The sequence below is a fragment of the Arthrobacter sp. CDRTa11 genome (assembly GCF_026427775.1).
Classification (GTDB): domain Bacteria; phylum Actinomycetota; class Actinomycetes; order Actinomycetales; family Micrococcaceae; genus Arthrobacter.
The window spans coordinates 822,057-846,034 of the sequence record NZ_CP044532.1 but is presented as its reverse complement, the minus strand read 5'-3'; the positions used below and the strand labels follow the sequence as shown (position 1 = coordinate 846,034).

The 23,978-nt window shown below is 65.3% G+C and carries 20 protein-coding genes; 12 read left to right on the top strand and 8 right to left on the bottom strand.

The window, feature by feature from the left end:
* Positions 1–61: 61 nt before the first annotated feature.
* Complete coding sequence (locus F8G81_RS03970) at positions 62–706, top strand: DedA family protein (RefSeq protein WP_267277728.1); 645 nt, start codon at positions 62–64, stop codon at positions 704–706.
* A 20-nt stretch (positions 707–726) separates the two neighbouring features.
* Here the strand turns inward: F8G81_RS03970 and F8G81_RS03965 are convergent, their stop codons facing one another.
* The gene (locus tag F8G81_RS03965; RefSeq protein WP_267277727.1) at positions 727–1,032 is read right to left on the bottom strand and encodes a hypothetical protein; all 306 of its coding nucleotides are present in this window, start codon (positions 1,030–1,032) and stop codon (positions 727–729) included.
* A 140-nt stretch (positions 1,033–1,172) separates the two neighbouring features.
* A complete protein-coding gene (gene ppc, locus F8G81_RS03960) occupies positions 1,173–3,992 on the bottom strand; it encodes a phosphoenolpyruvate carboxylase (protein WP_267277726.1) in 2,820 nt (939 codons plus the stop codon).
* A gap of 245 nt (positions 3,993–4,237) precedes the next feature.
* Between ppc and F8G81_RS03955 the strand changes: the two genes are divergently transcribed.
* Complete coding sequence (locus F8G81_RS03955; RefSeq protein ID WP_267277725.1) at positions 4,238–4,546, top strand: hypothetical protein; 309 nt, start codon at positions 4,238–4,240, stop codon at positions 4,544–4,546.
* A gap of 64 nt (positions 4,547–4,610) precedes the next feature.
* On the opposite strand, the gene F8G81_RS03950 is transcribed toward F8G81_RS03955, so the two are convergent.
* Positions 4,611–5,291: an NADPH-dependent F420 reductase gene (locus F8G81_RS03950; RefSeq protein WP_267277724.1), complete on the bottom strand. Its 681-nt coding sequence runs from the start codon at positions 5,289–5,291 to the stop codon at positions 4,611–4,613.
* A 159-nt stretch (positions 5,292–5,450) separates the two neighbouring features.
* On the opposite strand from F8G81_RS03950, the gene F8G81_RS03945 reads away from it, so the two are divergent.
* Positions 5,451–6,302 carry a DUF1684 domain-containing protein gene (locus tag F8G81_RS03945; protein ID WP_267277723.1) on the top strand — a complete coding sequence of 284 codons (852 nt, stop codon included), beginning with the start codon at positions 5,451–5,453 and terminating at the stop codon, positions 6,300–6,302.
* A gap of 75 nt (positions 6,303–6,377) precedes the next feature.
* On the opposite strand, the gene F8G81_RS03940 is transcribed toward F8G81_RS03945, so the two are convergent.
* Together F8G81_RS03940 and F8G81_RS03935 are read right to left on the bottom strand one after the other, a co-directional pair.
* On the bottom strand, positions 6,378–7,613 hold the full coding sequence (locus F8G81_RS03940) for an acyl-CoA dehydrogenase family protein (RefSeq protein ID WP_267277722.1): 1,236 nt from the start codon (positions 7,611–7,613) through the stop codon (positions 6,378–6,380).
* The gene (locus F8G81_RS03935) at positions 7,610–8,452 is read right to left on the bottom strand and encodes an SDR family NAD(P)-dependent oxidoreductase (RefSeq protein WP_267277721.1); all 843 of its coding nucleotides are present in this window, start codon (positions 8,450–8,452) and stop codon (positions 7,610–7,612) included. Before F8G81_RS03935 ends, F8G81_RS03940 begins: the two co-directional genes overlap by 4 nt.
* Before the next feature lie 192 nt (positions 8,453–8,644).
* Between F8G81_RS03935 and F8G81_RS03930 the strand changes: the two genes are divergently transcribed.
* The 4 genes from F8G81_RS03930 (at position 8,645) to F8G81_RS03915 (ending at position 13,800) form a co-directional block, all read left to right on the top strand.
* Positions 8,645–9,826, top strand: a complete 1,182-nt coding sequence (locus F8G81_RS03930; RefSeq protein WP_267279115.1) for a glycoside hydrolase family 76 protein — start codon at positions 8,645–8,647, stop codon at positions 9,824–9,826.
* 162 nt (positions 9,827–9,988) lie between these two features.
* Positions 9,989–11,038: an iron ABC transporter substrate-binding protein gene (locus F8G81_RS03925; protein WP_267277720.1), complete on the top strand. Its 1,050-nt coding sequence runs from the start codon at positions 9,989–9,991 to the stop codon at positions 11,036–11,038.
* A 3-nt stretch (positions 11,039–11,041) separates the two neighbouring features.
* Complete coding sequence (locus tag F8G81_RS03920) at positions 11,042–12,634, top strand: ABC transporter permease (protein ID WP_267277719.1); 1,593 nt, start codon at positions 11,042–11,044, stop codon at positions 12,632–12,634.
* On the top strand, positions 12,631–13,800 hold the full coding sequence (locus tag F8G81_RS03915; RefSeq protein ID WP_267277718.1) for an ABC transporter ATP-binding protein: 1,170 nt from the start codon (positions 12,631–12,633) through the stop codon (positions 13,798–13,800). Before F8G81_RS03920 ends, F8G81_RS03915 begins: the two co-directional genes overlap by 4 nt.
* A gap of 37 nt (positions 13,801–13,837) precedes the next feature.
* Here the strand turns inward: F8G81_RS03915 and F8G81_RS03910 are convergent, their stop codons facing one another.
* Complete coding sequence (locus F8G81_RS03910; RefSeq protein ID WP_267277717.1) at positions 13,838–14,446, bottom strand: YdeI/OmpD-associated family protein; 609 nt, start codon at positions 14,444–14,446, stop codon at positions 13,838–13,840.
* Positions 14,447–14,529: 83 nt separating this feature from the next.
* Between F8G81_RS03910 and F8G81_RS03905 the strand changes: the two genes are divergently transcribed.
* From F8G81_RS03905 to tgt, 5 genes are all read left to right on the top strand, one after another.
* Positions 14,530–15,270 (top strand): VOC family protein, encoded by a 741-nt coding sequence (locus F8G81_RS03905; RefSeq protein WP_267277716.1) that lies wholly within the window; start codon positions 14,530–14,532, stop codon positions 15,268–15,270.
* A 98-nt stretch (positions 15,271–15,368) separates the two neighbouring features.
* The gene (locus F8G81_RS03900; RefSeq protein ID WP_267277715.1) at positions 15,369–15,908 is read left to right on the top strand and encodes an NUDIX hydrolase family protein; all 540 of its coding nucleotides are present in this window, start codon (positions 15,369–15,371) and stop codon (positions 15,906–15,908) included.
* Between the two features lie 86 nt (positions 15,909–15,994).
* Complete coding sequence (locus tag F8G81_RS03895) at positions 15,995–17,080, top strand: DUF6707 family protein (protein WP_267277714.1); 1,086 nt, start codon at positions 15,995–15,997, stop codon at positions 17,078–17,080.
* Between the two features lie 81 nt (positions 17,081–17,161).
* Positions 17,162–17,887, top strand: a complete 726-nt coding sequence (locus F8G81_RS03890) for an SRPBCC family protein (protein ID WP_267277713.1) — start codon at positions 17,162–17,164, stop codon at positions 17,885–17,887.
* Between the two features lie 32 nt (positions 17,888–17,919).
* On the top strand, positions 17,920–19,251 hold the full coding sequence (gene tgt / locus F8G81_RS03885) for a tRNA guanosine(34) transglycosylase Tgt (protein ID WP_267277712.1): 1,332 nt from the start codon (positions 17,920–17,922) through the stop codon (positions 19,249–19,251).
* A gap of 92 nt (positions 19,252–19,343) precedes the next feature.
* On the opposite strand, the gene F8G81_RS03880 is transcribed toward tgt, so the two are convergent.
* On the bottom strand, positions 19,344–22,163 hold the full coding sequence (locus F8G81_RS03880; protein ID WP_416377101.1) for an alpha-amylase family glycosyl hydrolase: 2,820 nt from the start codon (positions 22,161–22,163) through the stop codon (positions 19,344–19,346).
* A 100-nt stretch (positions 22,164–22,263) separates the two neighbouring features.
* A complete protein-coding gene (locus F8G81_RS03875) occupies positions 22,264–23,940 on the bottom strand; it encodes an alpha-amylase family glycosyl hydrolase (RefSeq protein WP_267279113.1) in 1,677 nt (558 codons plus the stop codon).
* Positions 23,941–23,978 lie beyond the last annotated feature (38 nt).

Genomic DNA, 23,978 nt, shown 5'->3' with positions numbered 1-23,978 from the left:
ACCGGAGGACCCTGGATAAAAGGCCGCAGCCTCGTGCCCTAAAGTGCGGTACTTTGTGGCCATGGACTTTGGCAACGCCGACAGCTGGGGGGCGGCGATCTACTTCTGGATCGTCCCCATTGTTCTCGGCGATGCCATCTTCCCGCCCATCCCGTCGGAGATGGCGGTGATTACCGGCGGGGCGCTGTCCGCAGAGGGCCGGGCCAACGTGTTCCTGGTGGCCGCAATATCCGCGTTTGCCTCCTGGCTGGGCGACATGGTGGTGTTCCAGCTGTTCAAGCGCCGGCTCAGCCACGTGCTGGACCGCTGGCGCTGGGGCCGGAAAGTGCACAGCGGGATCCACCGGGCCATCGCCAAGGCCGGACGTTCCTCCACCTACGGGACCATCATCGGGGCCAGGTTTATCCCGGGCGGGAGGCTGGCGACGTCGGCCGCGGCAGGGATCGCGGACGTTTCGGTGCGCGGGTTCAGCCTGTGCGCCGGGCTCGGTGCCGTGCTGTGGGCCAGCTGGCTGGTGGGCCTGGGCTACTTCACGGGGTCCGCCACAAAGCTGCCCTTCTGGGCAAGCTCCCTGATCGGGGTGGCGCTGGGGCTGGTGATCGGCGTCGTCGTTGGCATTATTGTCACCCGCCGCCGCGGCAACCGCTCCCCGGTGGATGAGCCCGGCCCCGCCGAACAGGGAAGCCCGGAACCGGGCACGGGGTAGCCGGTTTCTGGGAGGCTAGCCTAGACCGGCGCCCAGCGGCCGCGGTTCCGGCGCAGGACGGTCAGCGAGCCGGTCAGCGCAACACGCTCGACGGCGTCGCGCACCATCGCTGCCGATTCCTGCGCCTGCCGGTTCTCGCCGCTGTATTCGCTCGGCTCCACGAGGAACCGCAGGTTCAGTTGGGGAACACCGCCTGCGAGTTCCAGCTGGTTTGCCTCCACGTGGTGCCGGGTTTCCAAGGCCTCCACGGCAGCGGCCATCACCGCTTCCGGCGGGTTGCCCGGCTTCAAACCGGTGATCTTCAGGCGGGTCTGGAACGAAGGCATAAAACAACCCTATCCCGGCAGCACTCCCGGTCCCCAAGCCCAGAAACGCTCTCTCACTTAATGCAGAAAACCACAAACGATCTCTCACCGGGTGAGAGATCGTTTGGGAAAAACCCACAGGAAGTGAGAGAGCGTCGGGGTTAGCCGGTGTTCCGCAGGCCTGCTGCCACTCCATTGACGGTGATCAGCATGGCGCGCTGGAGCCGTTCGTTGATCTCGGCCCCGCTGATGCTGCCGTCCCCTGCACCCTCGGCGCGCACGCGGCGGAGCAGTTCCACCTGCAGGTAGCTGATTGGGTCAAGATACTGGTCACGGATCTCCAGCGAGCGCTTAAGCGTGGGCTGGGCGTCCAGGAGCAGGTTCTCGCCGGTGAGGTTCTGGATCTCCGTGACGGTGAGTTCATACTCTGCGCGGATAGTCCGGAAGATGTGGTGCAGTTCCTCGGGGACCAGGGTGGAAACGTAGTAGCCGGCAATGTCCAGGTCGGTCTTGGCCAACGTCATCTCCACGTTGGAGAGCACGGAGCGGAAGAAGTGCCAGTTCTCCATCATCTCCACCAGCTGGGCGGAGTGCCCGGCCTCGCGGGCAGCCTTCAGCCCCGATCCCACACCGAACCAGCCCGGGACGATCTGCCGGGACTGGGTCCAGCCGAACACCCAGGGGATGGCGCGCAGGCCACCGAGGCCTGCCCCGGAGTCCGGGCGCTTGGACGGGCGGGAACCGATGTTCAGGGACCCCAGCTGCTCCACCGGGGTGGATGCCAGGAAGTAGGCCGGCAGGTCCGGGTGGTCAATCAGCTTCCGGTACCTGTCAAAGGCTCCGTCCGAGATGGTCTCCATAACGTGCCCGTAGCGTTCACGCTGGTCCTCGGAGGTACGCGGGCTGCGGTGCAGGGCCGAGCCCTGGAGGACGGCCGCGAGGGAAAGCTCCAGGTTCTCGCGTGCAAGCTCCGGCAGCGAATACTTGTCCGAGATGACTTCGCCCTGTTCGGTGAACTTGATTTCACCTTCGAGCACGCCGTTGGGCTGGGCCATGATCGCATCGTAGGTGGGTCCGCCGCCGCGGCCCACGGAACCGCCGCGGCCGTGGAAGAGGCGCACCCGGACGCCGTGCTTGGCCGCGACATCACGCAGCTTCCGCTGGGTCTTGTGGATTTCCCACTGGCTGGTCATGACACCGGATTCCTTGTTGGAGTCCGAGTAACCCAGCATGACTTCCTGGACGTCCCCACGCAGGCGCACCAGTTCCCGGTAGGAAGGATCGGACAGCAGCTGGTCAACAATCTCCGCTGATGCCCGAAGTTCCTCCACCGTCTCCAGCAGCGGCGCAAACCCGATCTTGGCGTAAGGTGCTTCGCCGAAAAGGTTCACCAGCCCGGCTTCACGGGCCAGGACAGCCGCCGCCAGGACATCGTCCGCTCCGCGGGTCATGGAAATGATGTAGGTCTCGATGACATCAGGGCCGTAGGTGCGCAGGGCGCGCCGGATCTCACGGAAGACGTCGTACGTGCCGTCAGCAACGCCGTCGAGCTTGATCGGGTGCCCGGACAGTGGCCGGCGCGAGGCAAGCTCGGATCCCAGCACCTCCAGGCGCTCCCCGCGGCTCAGTTCCGCATAGCGGAGGCCGGGACCGCCCAGCCTGTCCATGAGCTGGCCGACGGCGTCATGGTGGTGGTCTGCATGCTCGCGGATGTCCAGGGTGGCCAGATGCAGGCCGAACGAGGCTACCGCCCGGCGGACGCGTGCCAGGGCTCCGTCCGCAACCAGCGAGGCCGAGTGGTTGCGGAGCGAAAGTTCCACCAGTTCCAGGTCGGCCAGGAGTTCGTTGGTGCCGCTGTAGTCCCTGCCGTGCTCGTGCGAGGAACCTGTTGCCACGCGCTTGCCGGTGTTGATCAGTTTGGCCTTGACGCACGTCAGCTTGAGCCGGTAGGGCTCCTGCGCATTGAGCTCCAGCACACGGCGGTCCAGGCCCGGCAGTTTCTGGAGGTCGGCGTCGATGGAGTCCAGCAGTTCCTGGTCAGCGCCGGCCAGGGCCGTGGAGTTGGACAGGACGGAGATCAGTTCGTCCATCATGCCGATGCTGATCCGCACCGCGTGCTGGTTCTGGATCTGCAGGATTTCCCTGGTGACCGCGGCAGTAACGTTGGGGTTGCCGTCCCTGTCCCCGCCAATCCAGGAACCAAAGCGGATGGGAGCATTCTTCGAGGCCAGGCTCACGCCGTGCTCCCCCAGCAGCTCGGACAGCTCCGTCAGCATCTCCGGCATGGCATCGGTAAGGATGCTGCCCAGGTAGTAAATGGCGTTGCGGGCCTCGTCCACAGGCGTGGGGCGGACCTGGCGGAGTTCGTCGGTCTGCCACATCTGGTCGATGATCTCCGAAAGCTGGCGGTCCTGCCGGCGGCGTGCGGTGGTGCCCTCCTGCGTGGGCTGCGCCAGCACGTCGGAGAGCTTGCGGATCTTATCCAGCACCGAACGCCGGGAAGCCTCCGTGGGGTGCGCGGTGAAGATGGGGCGGACATCCAGCCCGTTCACCACTTCCTGCAGCACCGCGGGCCCGGCCTGCCCGGCGATGTCCGTGACAGCCTTGGCCAGCCAGCCGTCCTTCTCCTGCCGGGTCCTCAGGCCGCGGACCCGGTGGACCTGTTCGGCGGCGTTGGCCAGGTGGAAGTAGAAGGCAAAGGCGCGGACCAGGTCAGTCGCCTGCTCAATAGGCAGGGACCCCAGGAGCTCGCGAACCTGGGCGACGACGTCGTGGGCGCTCCACGGGCCGGTGGCATGCGCGCCGCCGCGGGCCGCTTCCTTGGATTCCTTGGTGAGGAGGCGAACCTGCTCCACCAGGTCCAGGAGCTCGGGCCCGTGCTGGCGAACCAGGGATTCGCCAAGCAGCGTGGAGACGCGCCGGACATCGGCCCTCAGCTCGGAGGCGAGGTCAGTTCCGGAATTGATTGCAGTGTCAGCCATGGAAACTATCTTTCGAGGGTTTGGACTTGGCTCGTACACTGCGCTGGATACTGTGAGCCACGTTACTAGCTAAAGATGCTACCCGCAGGGGGCCGCCGCAGCGGAATCCGTCTCAGATAATGTCGGAAATACCACTTTCTAATACGTAGCAATCACAGCAGACGTTCCCGGCCGCATTTACTGCTCCGGCGCCAGGGCATAGCTTTGGTAACACCACGACGACGAGTGACACGAGGAGGAACGGCATGATTACAGAACCGACGGACAGCATCGACACCAACGACGGCGACGGCAGCAACTCCGTGAAAGACGGTCTCAGCGGAAGGGTGGCGCCACTGCCCCGTGAAGCCGTTGACGCCGTCGGCCCCGAGGCTGGCGGTGAACGCGGCAGCGAAGCTGCAAGCACAAACGATTCAGGAGCCGAAACGGAAAACAGCAGTGGCAGCCCCGACGACGTGGAAGGCCTAAACAAGGCCGCGGGACCTGCCCAGGAATCCAACGATCAGGCGGCGGACGGCCGTTCCCTGACCACTGACACCAGCCCCAGCGACTAGCTTTCGGGTGCCGGTCCGCGTGCCGCCCTTCGTGCCACCCGTCGGGCCGCCGCCGGTGCGGCAGTCAGCGGACGATCTTAAAGTTGAAATCGGCCGTCCCCAGCGTTGACCACAGCCGCAGCCAGACGGGCAGCATCATCTCGGCGCCGCGGGCGCTGGTGATGTCGCCGAGGTCGATGATGTCCCGGTGTCCCAATGCCTCCAGCAGCCCGGCCACGGTCTGTTTGGCCTCGGGGTCGTCTCCGGACACGAACACCGAGTGGTCCCCGTCCGCCAGCCTGCCGGGATCAGCCATGAGCCCCGCGTTCATGGTGTTGAGGGTTTTCACCACCCGGGCGTCCGGGAATGCCCCCTGAATGCGTTCGGCAAGGCTCTCCGTGTTGACCGGATTCAGCACAGGCGGCATGCCCTGGGAAAAGTCGAGCGGGTTGGAAACGTCCATCAGCACTTTGCCGGCCAGGTTTGCGGAGCGGGCCGAGCCAAGGGCGCTGAGTGACCTGGCGCCGTCGGTGGCGTTTACCACCAGTTCCGCCTGGGCCGCAGCATCCGCGAACGCCTCCAGCGGGATGTGCTGGTTCCTGCTGTGCCATTCGCTAAACGGCGGGGCGCCGACGGCGTTGGGTCCGGTCCGGGCAAAGGTGGCCTGCGGGTCGCGGGTCCCAAGGACAACGGTGTGGCCCAGTGCCGAGAAGGCGCCAGCCAGCGTCCGCCCTACGGTTCCCGTGCCAAGGATGGCGATCTTCATGACTCCTCCGTTTCAGCCGGCCGGGTTCATCAGGCCCAGTCGGTTCCGACCTTACTCCGCGCGCGCACCCTGGCAAGGTAACCGGCTGCCTGCACAGTTGGAATGAACAGCCTGCCCCCGGGGTTGTAGCCGGGGCAGCCGAACAGTCCTGGAGGAACCATGAGCGCATCCGCAGCGGCCCAGTTGGAGCGATGGCAACGCTTCCGCACCAACCGGAACAAGGCACTGGCAACCAAGCACGGCTGGCTCACCCTCACGTCGTTGGAGTGGCTGGACAGCCAGCCATCCGCCGTCGAAACGGCCCCGGGACTGTGGTCAACGGACGGTTCGACGGCGGCACTCACCGCAGTGCCGCAGGACGGACTGACGTTCGTGGAAACCGGCGAGCCGGTGGAAGGCACCGTCACGGCACGGCTCGCCGACGAGGAGTCCCTGATGTGGGTGCAGTTTGGCGGCGCGGACGGACAGCAGGTGGTGGTGGAACTGGCCATGCGGGCCGGCCGGTACGCCATTCGCACGCGGGACTCGGGCTCACCCGTGCTGACGGAGTTCGACGGCGTCCCCACCTTCGACTACAACCCGGACCTGGTGGTCGAGGCCAGCTTCCGCCCCTATCCCGAGCCGGTGGACGTCCCGATCGGAACCGCAAACCCGCTGGTGGACGGCGTCCACCGGTCGGTCGGCGAACTGGTGTTCCGGCTGCCCGGCAAGGATCACGAATTCCATCTGCAGGCCGAGGAGGAAAAACTCGGCGCCCTGACGGTCACGTTCCACGACGAGACCAACGGATCCGGTTCGCCCGAACAAGCAACGGCTGAATGGCGCAAGGTATCCACGCCCCGGCCCCGCGTCGATCCGTCCGGAAACGCGTACGTGGTTCTGGACTTCAACCGGGCCATCAACTACCCCAGCGCCTTCACCCCCTATGGAACCTGCCCCATGCCGGTGAAGAACAACAGCCTGGACGCCAAGATCGAGGCCGGCGAGAAGATGCCCGGGCCCGCCGACTGAGCGCGAACTGGCAGCTAATCCCCGCAAATTCGCGTTTTGAGGTCATCAGCTGCCAGTTCGCGCGGTAGGGGCGGGTCAGACGATGGCGGAAACCCCTGTTACCGCCCGGCCCACAATCAGCGTGTTGATCTCAAACGAGCCCTCATAGGTAAAAATGGCTTCTGCGTCGGCGAAGATCTTGGCCATCCGGTACTCCGTCACAATGCCGTTGCCACCCAGGATGGACCTGCCCATCGCCACGGTTTCCCGCATCCGGGCGCTGATGTAGGACTTCGCCAGCGCTACCTGCGGCATGTCCGCGGCGCCGTCCTCCTGCAGTTGGGCCAGCCGCACCATCATCCCCATGCTCGCCACGGTATTGCCCAGCATGGTCACCAACTGCTGCTGGATGAGCTGGAACTTCGCCAGCGGGCGGCCGAACTGGTGGCGTTCGACGGCGTACTGCCGGGCGACGTCGAACGCCGCCAGCTGCTGCCCCACGCCCTGCCAGGCCACCATGATCCGCGAGCCGTGCAGGAGCCGGTTGGTGTCGTCAAAACTACCGATGCCGGCAAACCTGTCTGCCTCGGCCACCCGCACGTCCGCGAAGACAATGTCCGCGTTCTGGACGGTCCGCAGCGCGATCTTGTTCTCGATCCGGCTCCGGCTCACTCCGGGCAGGGAAGCGTCCACGATGAATCCCCGGACGGCCCCGTCCGCCTCGTCGCGGGCCCAGACGAGCAGGTAGTCGCAGAACGTCCCGTTCCCGATCCAGCGTTTGGCGCCGTTGAGCACCCAGGAATCGCCTTCGGCGTCGGGCTCTCCTGTCCGGGAGGAGATCCGCCGCGCCCTGGTTTCCATGCCGCCGGCAACGTCGGAGCCGTGCCCTGGCTCCGTGAGGGCAAAGGCGCCGGTGATGCGCAGGTTGGACGCGTCGTCGAGGAGCCGCTCCCTCTGGTCCTGGGAACCGAACGCGTAGAGGGATTCCACAAACAAGTCATGGTGAACCAGGAAAAACGTGGCAATGGAGGTGTCCACGCGCGTCATTTCGGCAATGACCAGGCCCGCGAACAGGTGGCTGTAACCACGCTGGGCAGGTGTGCTGAGCTCCAGCGCCGCGAGCTTGGGGAGGATGTGCGCCGGAAATTCAGCCTTGTTCCACCATTCCCCGGCGTAGGGTGCGATCTCCGTGGCCAGGAAGTCCCGCAGTTCGGCCAGCTTGGTGCGCTCCACGTCGCTCAGGAGCGACTCGAAGGCGAAAAAGTCTGCCGTGGGCAGCTCCTCATGATGCGCCACCGCGGGCGTTGCGGAGGGTGGCTGCGCCGAATTCATTTCGGGCCCATTCGGATAGCGCCGTCCAACCTGATGGTTTCACCGTTCAGCATGGCGTTCTCCACGATGTGCGCCACGAGGTTGGCATACTCCGCAGGGCGGCCAAGCCGGGAGGGGTGCGGAACCTGGGTGGCCAGCGATTCCTGGGCTTCCTGCGCAAGCCCTGCCATCATGGGTGTCTCGAAAATCCCCGGCGCGATGGTCACCACCCGCACCAGGGAGCGCGCCAACTCGCGGGCCAGCGGCAACGTCATTGCCGCCACCGCCCCCTTCGAGGCGGCATAGGCGGGCTGGCCGATCTGGCCGTCGAACGCGGCCACCGAGGCCGTATTGATGATCACCCCACGCTCGGGGCCACCGAGATCGGTAGCGGCAGGTTCGGTGGACACCATCGCCGCCGCCGCCAAACGCAGCACATTAAACGTTCCGATGAGGTTCACCTGGACAACCCGGCTGAAGGCATCCAGGGGCAGCACCCCGTCCCGCCCCAGAACCTTGCCTGGGGTCGCGATACCCGCGCAGTTCACCACGATCCGCAGCGGGCCCAGGGCAACAGCGGTGTCGACGGCGGCCTGCACCTCCGCTTCGCTGGTCACATCCGCGGGGACAAAAACGGCCGTCCGGCGGGAGCCGGAAGCCTCGCCATTCAGGTCAGATCCGTGCAGGGCCGGTCCAGCCGGCTCCTGCCCATTCAGCTCATCGGCAAAGGCGGCACCCGCGGAAGATGGCAAATCGATCAGCACCACGGAAGCTCCGGCGTCGAACAGGCGCCTCGCTGTTGCGGCCCCCAGCCCCGACGCCCCACCCGTGATCAGTGCGACGCTACCGTCGATGTCCATTCATCCTCCTTGATGTGAGCGCCGCTGGCGGAAGGCTCCGGCCGGGAACGCTAGTTAGTGAATGTTAACTGAAATGCCGACTGCACGCACCAGTCCGCCGTCGAGCAGCAACTCCGGGCTACTAGGGTGGAAAGCATGAGCCCGACGGCCGACCCGCCTCCCGCCGACGAATCCCGCAGGGATGAATCCCGCATGGACGACTCCCCTGCCGGCCCGCTGCCGATTGATTGGCCTGGCCGTGCAGATGAGGCCGCCCGCGCTGTCACATCGCTCTTCGGCCAGCGGCTGTTGTTCCTGCCGGGCACGCATCTCGGCGCCGTTGTACAGCCCTCCGGCGGCCTGAGCAGCCTCTTCCGCCCGTGGCACTACTGGTGGCAGGCGCATTACGTGGACTGCCTGGTGGACGCCGGAAACCGGGAACTCGCCAAGGGGGCTACACCGGCATCACGGTTCGCCGGACCCGGAAGCCCCAGCGCCGGACGCCTCGCCTCACAGTTGGTAAATGGGATCAGGCTCCGGAATTTCCTCACCTATGTCAACAGCTATTACGACGACATGGCCTGGCTGGCGTTGGCCACCCTCCGGCTGGAAAAACTGGCAGAAGAAACCCGCAAACGCGGGCGGCGGCGCAACGCCCGGCTCCGCAGGACCCTGGCCCGGCAGTTTGATTCAGCGTCCACGGACCACCTGGGCGGCGGCACGTTCTGGAGCAAGAAACGGGACTTCAAGAACACGCCGGCTACGGCCCCTGTAGCCCTCTTTTATGCCCGCACAGGTGAGCCAGCCAAAGCCCGGGCCCTGCTTGACTGGCTGGATGCCAGGCTCTTTGACCCGTCGCAGGGGCTCTATCTGGATGGCCTCCGCCTGACCGGGAGCGGAGAATTCCTGCTGGAAAACGCCATCTATTCCTACAACCAGGGCCCCGTCCTCGGGGCACTCTTGGAGCTCGGCGGTGAGGCCAGCCTGGCGCGGGCCGCCACACTGGTGGAAGCGATCGCCCGCAACCTCACGGCCCAAGCCGCGAACCAAATCCTTCACTGCCACGGAACCGGCGACGGTGGCCTGTTCACCGGGATCCTCTGCCGCTACCTTGCTCTCGCCGCAGCGGACGCCAGGCTTCCGGACAGAGTCCGAGGCACTGCGGCAGGACTCGTCATGGGCACCGCGGACGCGTTCTGGTCAGGCAGGCGAGAGGTTTCACCGGCCGAACCCCTGTCCAGGCACGGCGGGAAGCTGCTCTTTTCCTCCCTCCCGCAGGAGCCGGCGAATGCCACCTATCCCGCGGGAGCCGCCGTCGAGCTGTCCACCCAGCTGCAGGCGTGGATGGCACTGGAGGCGGCGGCAGCGGTGCAACAGTGGGGGAAAACGAATTAAGTCATGCCACACTACCGTAATTGATGTGATCCTCATCACTTAACCGCCTTCAGGGCTGGTTGCTTAGGATTGGCTAACCTACAGTTTTGTCGAGTGAGCATCCCCTGATCCCAGCTCACCAGGACCACGGTCCGCCTGACTTTTCCCCAGAAAGTAGCCCCCATGAAGATCCGCACCAACGCGCTGGCCGGCATCGCCCTCGCCGCAACCGCAGCCCTCGGACTGACCGCCTGCGGCGGCAGTGCCACTCCGGCAGCCACCGGCACCTCCTCGTCGAGTGAAGCCGGCGGGATCACGGTGTACAACGCCCAGCACGAAAGCCTCACCAAGGAATGGATCGAAGCCTTCACGGCGGAGACCGGCATCAAGGTAACCATGCGCCAGGGTTCGGACACCGAGCTGTCCAACCAGATCATCCAGGAAGGCGCGGCATCGCCGGCCGACGTTTTCCTCACGGAGAACTCCCCCGCGATGACGCAGGTGGAGACGGCCGGGCTGTTCGCTGACGTGGACAAGGCAACCATCGACCAGGTGCCCGCGGAATACCGCCCCTCCACAGGGAAATGGACGGGCATCGCCGCCCGCTCAACCGTCCTGGTCTATGACAAGGCCAAGCTGACCGAGGAAAAGCTGCCCAAGTCCATGCTGGACCTGGCCAACCCCGAGTGGAAGGGCAAATGGGCGGCTTCACCGTCCGGTGCCGACTTCCAGGCAATCGTCTCCGCGCTGCTTGAGCTCAAGGGCGAGGCCGCAACCGAGGAATGGCTCAAGGGCATGAAGGAAAACTTCAAGGCCTACAAGGGCAACAACACGGCCATGAAGGCAGTCAACGCGGGCGAAGTTGATGCCGCGCTGATCTACCACTACTACTACTACGGCGACCAGGCCAAGACCGGCGAGAACTCGAAGAACGTCACGCCGTACTACTTCAAGAACCAGGACCCGGGCGCGTTTGTCTCGGTTTCCGGCGGCGGTGTCCTGAAGTCTTCCAAGAAGGCAGAGGATGCCCAGGCATTCCTGAAGTTCGTCACGGGCAAGAAGGGCCAGGAAGTGCTGAAGAACGGCACCTCGTTCGAGTACTCCGTCGCCTCTGACGTTCCGGCCAACGACAAGCTGGTTCCGCTGGTGGAACTGCAGGCCCCCACGGTGGACGCTGCCAAGCTGAACTCCGCAAAGGTTACCGAGCTCATGACCAAGGCAGGACTCCTGTAATTCGTGACCACTGATCTATCGGCTCCCCCCACCAGGGGGAGCACGACGACGGCGGGCCGGGGCAACAGCCCTCGCCCGCCTTTCGGCGTTTCCGTGGTGTCCATCCTGGCAGTGCTGATTGCCCTGTTTTCCCTGGTTCCGCTCGGCTACGTGGTCTACATGACCGCCGCAACCGGGTGGGACACCGCCGTCGAACTGATCTTCCGGCCCCGCGTTGGCGAGCTTCTGCTCAACACCGTGCTGCTCACGCTGGTCACCGTTCCGCTCTGCCTCATCCTGGGTGTGGGCGGAGCCTGGCTGGTGGAGCGGACCGGGCTGCGGGGGCACCGGATCTGGGCGGTGCTCCTTGCGGCCCCCCTGGCCATTCCCGCCTTTGTGAACAGCTACGCCTGGGTCTCGGCCGTGCCGTCACTGGAGGGGCTGAGCTCGGGTGTGCTGATAGCCACCCTGTCCTATTTTCCGCTGGTCTACATTCCCGCCGCGGCCACCCTCAGCCGGCTGGACCCGGCCATCGAACAGTCCGCCGCCGCCCTCGGGCTTGGCGCCTGGCGTGTTTTCTTCCGTGTAGTGCTCCCCCAGCTCAGGATTGCCATGACAGGCGGCGCCCTGCTGGTGGGCCTTCACCTGCTGGCCGAATACGGCGCGTTTGCCATGATCCGCTTTGACACATTCACCACCGCCATCATGGTCCAGTTCCAGTCCACGTTCAACGGCACCGCCGGCAACATGCTGGCCAGTGTGCTCGTCTTTTTCTGCCTGATCATGCTGGTGCTGGAAGCCCGGGGCCGCGGCTCTGCCCGCTACGCCCGGATCGGCTCCGGCGCGCAGGCCAGGGCCATCCGCCTTCCCCTGCACGCCTACCAGGTTCCGGCCCAGCTCTCACTGGCTGCCCTGACCGCTCTGGCCGTCGGGCTCCCGCTGGTCCTTGTCCTCCGCTGGACCCTGGCCGGCGGCCCGGCCGTCTGGGTTGCGGATGAATTCATCCCGGCCCTCCTGCAGACCCTCGGATATGGCCTGGCAGGAGCCTTGGTTACCACCGTCGTCGCATTCCCCATGGCCTACCTTGCCGTCCGGCACCCCAGCTGGTTCAGCAAGTCCCTTGAGCTCTCCAACTACGTCACCAGCTCCCTGCCGGGGATCGTGGTGGGCCTGGCCTTTGTCACGGTCAGCATCCGGCTGGTCCCTGGCGTGTACCAGACTGCCGGGGTGCTGGTGGCGGCGTACGTCCTGCTGTTCCTGCCGCGGGCGCTGGTGAACCTCCGCGCCGGCCTGGCCCAGGCGCCCAAGGAACTCGACGAGGCTGCCCAGTCGCTGGGCAAGCCGCCGCTGCTGTCCTTCATCCGGGTGACCCTGCGGCTTACGGCTCCCGCAGCCGCCGGTGGTGCCGCCCTGGTTTTCCTGGCCATCGCCAATGAGCTCACGGCCACGCTGCTGCTGTCCCCCAACGGCACCCGCACGCTTGCCACCGAGTTCTGGAGCAAGAGCAGCGAAATTGACTACTCCGGCGCCGCGCCCTATGCCCTGCTGATGATCCTGCTGTCGGCGCCCATGACGTACCTCCTCTTCCAGCAGTCCAAGAAAGTGGCCGGACAGTGACCGATTCCTACACTTCGCGTGGTGCCCCCTCCAGGCTTCCGGAACCACGGATCGCCGCTTCAGTGGAACCCAGCACCAACAGCCATCTGCAGATTACGGACGCCACCAAGAACTTCGGGTCCCAGGCGGTGCTCAAGGGTGTCAACCTGTCCGTGGCCAAGGGCGGCACAACGGCTATTGTGGGCCCCTCCGGTTCCGGCAAGACAACCCTCCTTCGGCTGATTGCGGGCTTTGAACACCCAGCCACCGGCAGCATCTCCCTCAACGGCACCAAGGTGGCGGGCGACGGCGTGTGGCTGCCTGCGCACAAACGCCAGGTCGGATATGTCGCCCAGGACGGGGCACTGTTCCCGCACCTCACCGTTGGCCAGAATGTTGGCTTCGGCCTGGACCCGGCCAAGCTTCCCGGCGGCCGCCGCGGGGTTCCCGGCCGGATCACCGAGCTGCTGGAGATGGTGTCCCTTGACCCTGCCATGGCCAAGCGGCGTCCGCACCAGCTGTCGGGGGGCCAGCAGCAGCGGGTTGCCCTGGCCCGCGCACTGGCCCGCGAACCGGAACTGATGCTGCTGGATGAGCCGTTCTCAGCCCTGGACGCCGGCCTCCGCGTGGCCACCCGCCGCGCCGTGGCCAAGGTCCTGAACAAGGCAGGCGTCACCACCATCCTGGTGACCCATGACCAGGCCGAAGCACTGTCCTTCGCCGACCAGGTGGCTGTCATGCGCGGCGGAAAACTGGCCCAGATCGGCAACCCGTTTGTGGTGTACACCCGCCCTGCGGACCGTGTCACCGCCGAGTTCCTGGGCGACGCCGTCATCCTGGATGCCTGGATGGAAGGCTCCCTGGCCACCTGTTCCCTGGGCGGCATCCCGGTCCGCCGGCCGCCGGCACAAGGCCGCGTGCAGCTGATGCTGCGCCCCGAGCAGATTCGCATCGCGGAGGACGGCCCCATTCGCGGAGTGGTGGTGGACACGGACTACTTTGGCCCGGAAACCACGGTGCGGCTGAAGCTTGCGGTGCCGCCGGAACTCGCCCGGGCGGACCACCGGTACCCCGGCGGGGGTGAGATCATCACCATCCGGCACTGGAACGCGTCCATCGCGCGGCCAGGGATGGAGTTGTGCCTCCGCGTGGTGGGCGAAGCGGTGGCCTTTCCCCTGGACAGCTGACGCATAACCGCCGCCAGGCGGGCTGTCACGCCGGCTGTCACGGGTCGCCAGGATGGGCAGGCTTCTTCTGCTGCGGGAACGGCGACTCGCCACGTGCCAGCATTTCCACAAAAGCGGCAATCTTCCGCTCCCGAAGCTCCTGGTTCTTCACCGAGGTGGTCCGGTAGATCAGGGCATACCTGTTCACTGACGTGAGGACGTCGAACATCGCCTGTGCCTGCGGGACCGCAGCAATCGCGGCGGCCAGGTCGGCCGGGACCTCCGCCGCTGCCTGTCCCGGATACGCCGCGTCCCAGCGCCCGTCGGCCTTGGCGCTTTCGACGGCGGCCCGTCCGGCGTCGGTCATCTTCCCTGCGGCCTCGAGCCGGGCCACGTGCCCGACGTTCCGCAGCGACCAGCGGCTTTTGGGGCCGCGGCGCGTCATCCGCTGGATGTAGCTCCCGGCGTCGCGCTTCTTGACCTGGCCGTCGATCCAGCCAAAACAGAGTGCTTCATCCAGTGCGGCGTCGTAGTCCAGTTCCGTGACGTCGCCGCCCTTCTTGTGCAGCACCAGCCACACCCCGGGGCTGTCTTTGTGGTTCGCTTCCAGCCAGGACCGCCAGGCGGCGGCGTCCGGCACCAGCAGTTCCTCAAGTTCAATGGCCATGGGCCTATTCTGCCCCGTGCCGGCTGCTGGAAGTCGTGGCATGATGGCCCTACCTGCGCCGTCCCCGGAGTCGAGGAGAAACCATGCTGCGTGTCCGCCCTGTCCATTTCACGTCCCGGCTGGACCAGTGGGAGCAACTGCTCACTGCCCTGGGCCTGGCGAAAACGGCGGATCATGGCATGTGGCGCGAGTTCGACGCCGGCGCGGGGCGCCTGGCCCTGCACCAGGCCGAACCAAACGCGGCTGACGACGGAACCACCGTTTTCGGGGTGGAGGTGGGAGATCTTGCCGAGTTCGCCCGGCGGACCAACCTCGCCGCCGAGGACACGGGCACCAGCTCGGCAGAGATCGTCCAGGCTGATCACGGCGAGTCCTGCCGGGTAACGGCGCGGGACGGCTTCAGCTTCCTGGCCGACCCCGCCGCCCGGGGGGAAGACGGCACCTGGGCAACCTCCCGCGGCGCTGACCCGGCCCTCGCCGTCGTCGGTGTCCTGTTCACCGAGGACGCCGCGGCCGCCGCGCAGATGCTTCGGGACATCGGCGGGAGCTTCCGCCCCTCCCCCGATGCCGACGAAACCGCCGACTTCACCGCCAAGAACGGCGGGGTGCTGATGGTGCGTCCCGCGTCCGGACCGTCACGGGCCGGCCTCGGCTTCGAATACGACGGCGACCTGGACGCCCTGGCGGACCGCCTTGCGGCAGCTGGGCAGGAGGTCCGCATCACCGAGGAAGCGTTCGGCCGCACGCTTCACCTTCCCAATCCGGACGCGGGCGGGTCACTGGCCGCCCATGTGCCTGCCACGCTGTGGATTTCGAAGCGTTGACCGCCGAGGGGTGAGGTTCCGCGCTTTAGGCGACCCTAAGGGCCGGTATCTCACCCCTGAACAGGCCCGCAGCCCTCCGATGGGGTAGAACTTAACCCATGAACGTTCGCACACCTGACCCCAATCCCGGCTGGCTTTCCGAAGAAGACCTCTTTGAGGCACGTGGGAGGCTTCCCATGGTTTATGTGGAAGCGGTGCCGGTCAGGCTGGATCCGCTGGGGTTCGTGAACGAGGTGGGCACCCTCCTGCAGGCCGATGAAGACGGCACCATGATCCGTTCGCTGGTATCGGGCCGGGTCATTTACCGCGAGACCATTCGTGCAGCGCTCCTGCGCCACATGGAAAAGGACCTGGGCCCGCTGGCCTTTCCGCAGCTGCCCATCAGCCCCGTGCCGTTTACCGTGGCCGAGTACTTTCCTGCGCCGTCGCAGACCGGGTTCACCGATGACCGCCAACACGCCGTGTCGCTGGCCTACGTCATTCCGGTAACCGGAGAATGCGAGCCCCGCCAGGATGCCCTTGAACTGACGTGGATGACGCCTGAGGAAGTCCTCAGCCCGGACGTCCAGCTCGAATTCAGTGGCGGACGCGGTTCCCTGATCCGGCAGGCACTGGCCTTTGCCGGTGTGGGCTTCTGACGCCCTCGGTTGACCCGGGGTCCCCGACTTTCGGCGGCCGCCTTTGTAGACTGTAGGGCGGACCGCAAGAGAACTTAAGGACTCCCATGACCGAAACCCCAGCCGCCCGGCACTACAGCGAACAGCAGGCTGGAGCCCTGAAGGCCGGCGATCAGCTCCTCCTTCCAGACGGTGAACGCACCGCCGAGGTCCACCAGGTGGACGTGGAACCGGACGATTATGGGGTCCCGGCGCTGGTCCTGGCCAGCCTGACCCGCGGCGGGACACTGCGCATCGCCGCCGGCTCCTCCGTCCGGATTCTGGATACAGCGCCCGACGCCGTTTCGCGGCTTCCGCTGGGGGCAAACCTGGGCGGACAGGACCTTGGTCCGCAGGGCACTGGCGATGAGAACCTGGGTGACGACAACAAAGGTGATGAGCACCTTGGTCACCAGAACCTCGGTGACCAGGGCAAAGGCGATCACGCCCCTGGTGAGGCGCCTTCAGTGCCGGCTCCCGCCGTCGTCGTTCCTCCCCCGCCCGCCATTCCGCCGGCGCTGAGCGGCCCCACAGCAGAGGAGCTCGAACTGATCCCCGTCCCGCAGGGGACACCGGAGTCTGTGGTGGCCGCCGTGGCCGACGCCCACCCTGACGCCGTTGGCGTCCTGCTGCTGGCCGACAAACTTGCCAAGGGGATAAACTTCAAATCCGGAAGCTGCCTGAAGGACCTCAGCGACCTGGCCCACGAGCTGTTCGTTACGTTGAAGGATCCCGACGGGTCGCTGGCTGTGGCGGATCTGCTCAACGTCCTGCCATTCGACGGAAACCCGGGCAGGTGGGCGTCAGTGGAAGCGTCATTGGCGCTGTCGAGTTACATCTGCCGGCAGGACGGGCAGGAGGCACGGGCCGAAGTGTACGAAAAGCTGCTGCGCATGCCCGAGACGCAGGAAACTGACCCGTTCAAAGCCCGGATGAATGCCAAGGTCCGCCAGCGTTCCCTGAACGAACCGAACCTCTACGACAAAGAAATCTTCCGCTCCATCGACAACTCCAACCACGAGGCCGAGCGCGAGTGGCGGCTGCTGCGGCTGGAGTCCCTGCTCTTTTTGCGGGCGCACGGCGGCTCCGAAACCATCGGCCTGGGCGAACTCCAGCGCCGGATCAGCAACGAACTTGAGGCTGTCCGGGCCTGATGCCTGCCGCCTTACCGGCGCGTTAATCCGGCAAAGAACTTACCCCTACCGGGCGCTCCCGCTGAGTTGTACATTCGGGGAATGACGAACAATCTGAGCGTGGTGATTAATGCCGACGCGCCGCAGGTGTGGACCATGCTGCGCGAACCGTCCAAGGTAGCCCAGTGGCACGGCTGGGAAGCGGACGACCTGGACGCCGAAATTAAGGAAATCTACTTCTCAAGTGATGTGGTGGAAGCACCGGACCACACGAGCCTGACAACCCATGGCGGCGACGTCTTTGACCTCAAGCCCGTACCCGGAGGGACCCAGGTCAGTGTGACCCGCGCGGCTTTGGACCACAATTCCGAATGGGCGGCCTGGGACGAGGACATAACCCAGGGCTGGCTCACCTTCCTGCAGCAGCTTAGATTCGCCTTGGAGCGCCATCCGCACGGCAGGCGGCACACGCTGTTCTTCCAGGTTCCCGGCGGACCCGGTTCGGCCATTGAAAAACTTGGCCTTTCGGATGTGCCCAAGCCCGGGGAGAACTACGAGAAGACCCTCGGCACCGGCGAAGAGATTGCGGGGAAGGTCTTGTACCGCAGCAACCACCAGGTGGGCCTGACCGTCCATGACTATGCCGAGCACGGTGACGGCCTGCTGATCGTTGCCGACCAGCCAGTCATTGATGACGTCAGGCCGGAGGGCGGCTCCATGGTGATCATCTCCACCTACGATCTGGGGGCGTCCAGGCTGGAGTCCATTCGCGCGCTGTGGGAAGGCTGGATGGCTGAGAACTACCCCACATCCGCTCCGCTGCACTGAGGGTTCGGACCGATAGCTGGCACACTTGAACCGTGCCAGCCAACTCCGCCCCCGCTTCTGCCGGTCCCTCCGCTTCCTCCCCCGCCGCTTCCTCTCCTGAAACACAGCCGGGGTTCTCGTTCCGGGTGGGCACGCGGCTCAGGGAGACCTGCGCGCCGTCAACTGCCCAGGTCACTGCCAACGGCGGCGAGTTCCTCGGCCGGACCGGCATCATCAGCACCCCCCACGGTGAGATCCAGACGCCGGCCTTCATCGCCGTCGGAACCAAAGCCACGGTGAAATCCGTGTTGCCGGAGTCCATGGCGGAGCTCGGGGCGCAGGCGCTCCTGGCCAACGCCTACCATCTCTACCTGCAGCCCGGCCCGGAGATCCTGGACGAGGCCGGCGGGCTGGGTGCCTTCATGAACTGGCCGGGCCCGACATTCACGGATTCTGGCGGTTTCCAGGTGATGAGCCTGGGCTCGGGTTTCAAGAAGGTCATCGATATGAAGTCCGTTTCTTCCGCGACAGCGGCTGTTCCGGATGACGCCGTGGCGCCCGGCAAGGAACGCCTGGCCCACGTCGATGACGACGGCGTCTGGTTCAAGTCGCATCTGAACGGTGACCGCCACCGCTTCTCCCCCGAGATTTCCATGCAGGTCCAGCACCAGATCGGCGCGGACATCATGTTTGCCTTTGATGAGCTGACCACGCTGCAAAACTCGCGCGGCTACCAGGAGGAGTCGCTGGAACGGACCCGGCGGTGGGCGCTTCGTTGCATCGAGGAGCACGCGCGGCTGACGTCGTCCCGGGTGGGAAAGCCCTACCAGGCGCTGTTCGGCGTCATCCAGGGCGCCCAGTACGAGGACCTGCGCCGGAAGGCCTGCCGGGACCTGGGCGCCATGGATTTCGACGGCTACGGCATCGGCGGCGCCCTGGAAAAGGAGAACCTGGGCACCATCGTGCGCTGGTGCAACGAGGAACTGCCGGAGGACCGGCCGCGGCACCTCCTGGGCATCTCCGAGCCCGACGATATCTTCACCGCCATCGAGAACGGCGCGGACACCTTCGACTGCGTCTCGCCCACCCGAGTCGCCCGAAATTCGGCTTTCTACACGCCCACGGGCCGCTACAACCTGTCCGGGGCGAAGTACAAACGGGACTTTGGCCCGCTGCAGGAAGGCTGCGACTGTTACGCCTGCGCCAACTACTCGCGGGCCTACATCCACCACCTGTACAAGGCCAAGGAAATGCTGTCGGCAACGCTGATTTCCATCCACAACGAGCGCTTTGTGGTGAAGATGGTGGACGATGCCCGGCTGGCCATCGAGTCCGGCAGCTTCTTCGAGTTCAAGGCCGAGACCCTGGCGCAGTACTACTCCTGAGTTCTGCAAGATCAACGGGGAAACGCCCTGCGCTCAAGCATTCGTGGCCGTTCCGCGCCCGGAACGACCACGAATGCGGGTCCACTTTTTAGTTAGCGCACTGTCATGAGGTGGCTGGCGTGATCGTAACTGAAGGTGACCGGGCCGCCGTCGTGGTTCAACGCGATATTGCTGCCGTTGGCGGCGCCGCCCAAGCCGTAGTTCTCACTCCATGAACCATTGATGGCGGCCTTGAATTCGTAACTGCCAGCGGGCAGTTCCGGAATGGGCAGCTTCCAGATGCCGTCCGAGGGATCCAGCGTTAGCTGGGCCTGGCTGCAATCGGGCATCCAGTCGCCGGCGCAGCCGAGCTCGGAGTCCAGGCTGCCCGCCACTGACACGGCAGCAGGCTGCTGGTCCGCCGTGACAGCGCTGATTACGTTAGTGGCGTGATCGTACAGGAACGTGGCCGGGCCGCCTTCATGTTCGAACAGGACGTTCGGGCCGTCCGGCTCACCACCGGCACCATAGTTTTCATCCAGCGTCCCATTCAGCGCCGCCTTGAAGTCGTAAGTGCCTGATGGCAGGTTCGAGACGTTCAGCTGCCACAGCCGGTGGACCGGTTCGAGGGTCATGAAAGCCTTCTCACAGGACGGCTGCCAGTCCTCCGTGCAGCCCAGTTCGGTGTTGAGGCTGCCTGCCACGCTGACGGTCGTCGGCTGCGCAGGCTCGCCAACAACACCGCTGCGCGGTTCACTCGATGACGTTTGCCCGCGGTTGTCCAGCACTACCGCCCGGTACTCCAGCGGGCTTCCTGACTCCATCGCAGAGACGTCATGGAACACCTGGTACGGAGCGTTGTCATCCGTGCCGATCGCCTGCCACTCACCTCCCGGGGTCCGCGCCTGAAAGGTGACCTCGTAGAACGAGTTACCGTCGACGTCGGCAGTTACCTTAAGGCGACCTGTGTCATCTGCTGCCATGAGAGGTTTTTTGAGTGCGACGGCGGGCGCCGCCTTGGACTTCGCGAGCTGCCCTTTCGCTTCATACACCACGGCGGAGAGCGGCGGAACCGTGACGCCGAGGTTTGCCTGCTCATCGGTTTTGGCCTCAGTCGCAGCGTCGCCGTAGACGAGCTCGAAGGGCTGCTTCGCCTCGTAGGTCGGGATTACTGCGGTTTGGGGTGTCTCGCTGTTGTTCAGGGCCACGATGTACTCGCGCTGGTCCTTGGCATCGATCCGGGAGAAAGCGTAGATCCCGGCTCCGTCGGCGGCGTAGCGGTTCTGCTGGGCGCCGTCGCGGAGTGCGGGGTGCTTGGCCGTGAGTGCAGCGAGTTCGCTGATCTTCCGGTACAGGGGGTGTTGGGTGTCGAAGTTGTCGGTCGCGTGTGTGGATCCGGTGCCCAGAAGGTCGTCGTCCAGGTATTCCTGGACCTGGCTGGCGAACAGCGACTGCCGTGAGTCCTGGTCTCCGCCGGGGCCAGTGAACCCTTGCTCGTCACCGTAGTAGACCACGGGGTTTCCGCGTGAGAAGTACATCAGCTCGTGGGCGAGTTCGTCACGTTCTACGAGTTCGGCCTCAGGCGCTCCTGGGTTGTCCTGGGCGATGAAGGTGCCGATGCGGCCCATGTCGTGGTTTCCCAGGAAGGTGGGCAGCTGGTACACGTTGGAATCGGCGTCCGTGTACCAGTCGTCGCCGTTGAAGAAGTCGGCCATGCCGCTAGCTTTGCTTCCCTGGGAGGCGAAGCTGCGGGCTGCTCCCTGGAAGCCGAAGTCCAGGACCGCCTGCATGCGGTTCTTGGTGGTGAACTTGGACGTGATGCTTTTGGAGGTTTCGAAGACTTCGCCGAACATGAAGAATTCGTCCTTGCCCTGCTCCTTGGCGTAGCTGAGGACCTCAGGCCCGAACTGCTGCCAGAATTCGTCGTTGACGTGTTTCATGGTGTCGATGCGGAAGCCGTCGATTCCGAAGTCGCGGATCCAAGTCTTGTAGATGTCCATCATCCCGTTGACGACTCTCGGGTTTTCCGTGAACAGGTCATCCAGTCCGAAGAAGTCGCCATAGAGGGCGTCCTCGCCGGCGAAGGTTGTGTTGCCGCGGTTGTGGTACAGCGTGGGATCGTTGAGCCACGCGGGAACCTTGACGTCCTGCTCGGCGGCCGGGATCACCGGCGTGTACGGAAATGAGGTTGCCGCATCCAGGGCCGGGAAGTCCTGGGTGCCGGCGTAGTCCTGGTCGTCGAATGCCTCACCGGTGGCCGTGCGGTAGGGTTCGGCTTCCTTGGAAATGTAGGGAGCAGACGACGTTTCCTCGTACTGGATGACATCCGCGGTGTGGTTGGTGATGATGTCAAAGTAGACCTTCATGCCGCGGGCCTGGGCGGCCTCAATGAGCGCCTTCAGCTCCGCATTCGTGCCCATGTGCGGGTCGATCTGGGTGAAGTCAGTGACCCAGTAGCCGTGGTAGCCAGCCGAGCTGTTGTCCAGCTCCCCGCCGCCCTGGACGGCCTTGTTCTTGAAGCTCGGCGTGAGCCACAGGGCGTTGGTTCCCAGGCCCTGGATGTAGTCCAGGCGGTCCTGCAGGCCCCTCAGATCTCCGCCGTTGAAGAACCCCTTGCGGGTGGGGTCATAGCCGGACACCATCGGATCCGAACCCAGCCCGCCCTCGTCGTTGGCCTTGCTCCCGTTGTTGAACCTGTCGGGCATGACGAAGTAGAAATTCTGGTCACTGACGCCGCCGCGGACCGAATGCTGGGCGGCCGGATCCGGGGCGGACTTATTGGTGCTGACCGTTCCGGCACTGGCAGGCAGGACGGCGGACGCCGTCACCACCGCTGCAGCGAGCAGGACGGCAGCCGCGCGGCTAATCGATTTGCGCGCGCCTGAGTTTGGACTGACGTGGGGAACACGGGATTCATTACTGCGAGATAACAAGGTGGAACCTTCCGTTAAGCGACTCTGCTTGGTGCCAAGTTGCGGCTATGGGCACTTGGATAATGTGTCGGGCCTGCCGATCACCGGATGGATGTGGGCCTTAGCGCACCCATACGGTGCTGTTGCCCGGCAGTTTGCCATGTTCCAGCGGCGCGCTGCTGACCAAGACAACACCGGGCGGAAGGTCGACGGGGGTGTCCCCGAAGTTGGTGATCGACTGCCAGCCGCCCGGGCGGTTGAAGTGCAGGACCTTCGGGTTGCCGGTCTCGATCCACTCCAACTCTTCAACGGCCTGCAGCTCGCGGCGGAGCCTCAGTGCGGCGCGGTAAAGCTCCAGGGTGGACCCATGAATCCCGGCCTGGCTGTCGGCGGCGTAGGCGGCGAACCATTCCGGCTGCGGCAGGTGGGCGCCACCGTCCCCGAAGCCGAAGGAGGAGCCCTCTGTTGTCCATGGCAGCGGCACACGGCAGCCGTCCCGGCCGATTTCCACGCCCTTGTTGCGGTAAAAGGCCGGGTCCTGACGCTCAGAATCCGGGATCTCGTTGCCCACTTCCTGCAGGCCCAGCTCCTCGCCCTGGTACAAGTAGGCCGAGCCGGGCAGGGCGAACATCAAGAGCGAGGCGGCGCGGGCACGACGCAGGCCCAGTTCGGCATTGACGTCTTCCCGCCTACCGCCGTCGAGCAGCCACTCTTTGCCGGCCAGGCCGGCCATGATCTCACCTTCACCGGCGGGGGTGGCTGCGGTAAGTCCGTAGCGCGTGGCGTGCCGGACGACATCGTGGTTGGAGAACACCCAGGTGGACGAGGCACCTGACGCTGCGGCCTCGGCGAGGTTCTTGGTAATGATCGTCCGGAACTGGGCAGCGTCAAAGTCGGCCTGCAGGAGATCGAAATTGAAGGCCTGGCCGAGCCCCTCGGGACTGGCGTAGCGGGGACGGCGGTCAGTGTGCACCCAGGCCTCAGCGACAGCGGTGCGCGGAGGATTGTACTCGTTAAAGAGCTTGCGCCACTGGGCGTAAATCTCGTGCACTTCGTTGCGGTCCCAGTAGGGATGGGAGCCATCGAGGAAGCCCTCTGCATCTGCTCCCTTCGCCTCAAGCTCCGCCCTGGTGGGCAACGCGCCTTCGAGGTCCTTTGTCAGCGCGTGGGCGACATCGATACGGAAGCCGTCCACGCCGCGGTCGGACCAGAAACGCAAAGTCTTCAGGAAGTCCGCGCGGACCTCGAGGTTGTCCCAGTTAAAGTCAGGCTGTTCTTTCGCGAAGATGTGGAAGTACCACTGGCCGGGAGAGCCGTCCGGCTCGGTAATCCGCTCCCAGGTGGGGCCGCCGAACACGGAAACCCAGTCCGACGGCGGCAGTTCGCCGTTCTCCCCCAGACCGTCACGGAAGATGTAGCGGTCCCGGGCGGCGGAGCCCTTTGGGGAGGCCAGTGCTTCCTTGAACCATTTGTGGCGGTTCGAGGAGTGGTTGGGGACGATGTCGACGATCAGCTTGATACCGGCGTCGTGCAGAGCGGCGGTCATCTCGTCGAAGTCTTCCAGGGTGCCCAATTTGGGGTCCACGTTGCGGTAGTCGTCCACGTCGTAGCCGCCGTCAGCCAGCGCAGAGGGGTAGAAGGGGCTTAGCCAGACGGCGTCGATTCCCAACGACTTCAGGTAGGAGACCTTGCCGGTGATGCCCCGGATGTCGCCCAGGCCATCGCCGTTCGAGTCGGCGAAGCTGCGGGGGTAGATCTGGTAGACCGCTGCCTGGCGCCACCAGTTGTGGTCCTTCATGCGTTCGGTGTCTGTGCCTTTTGCCGTTGCGACGATGG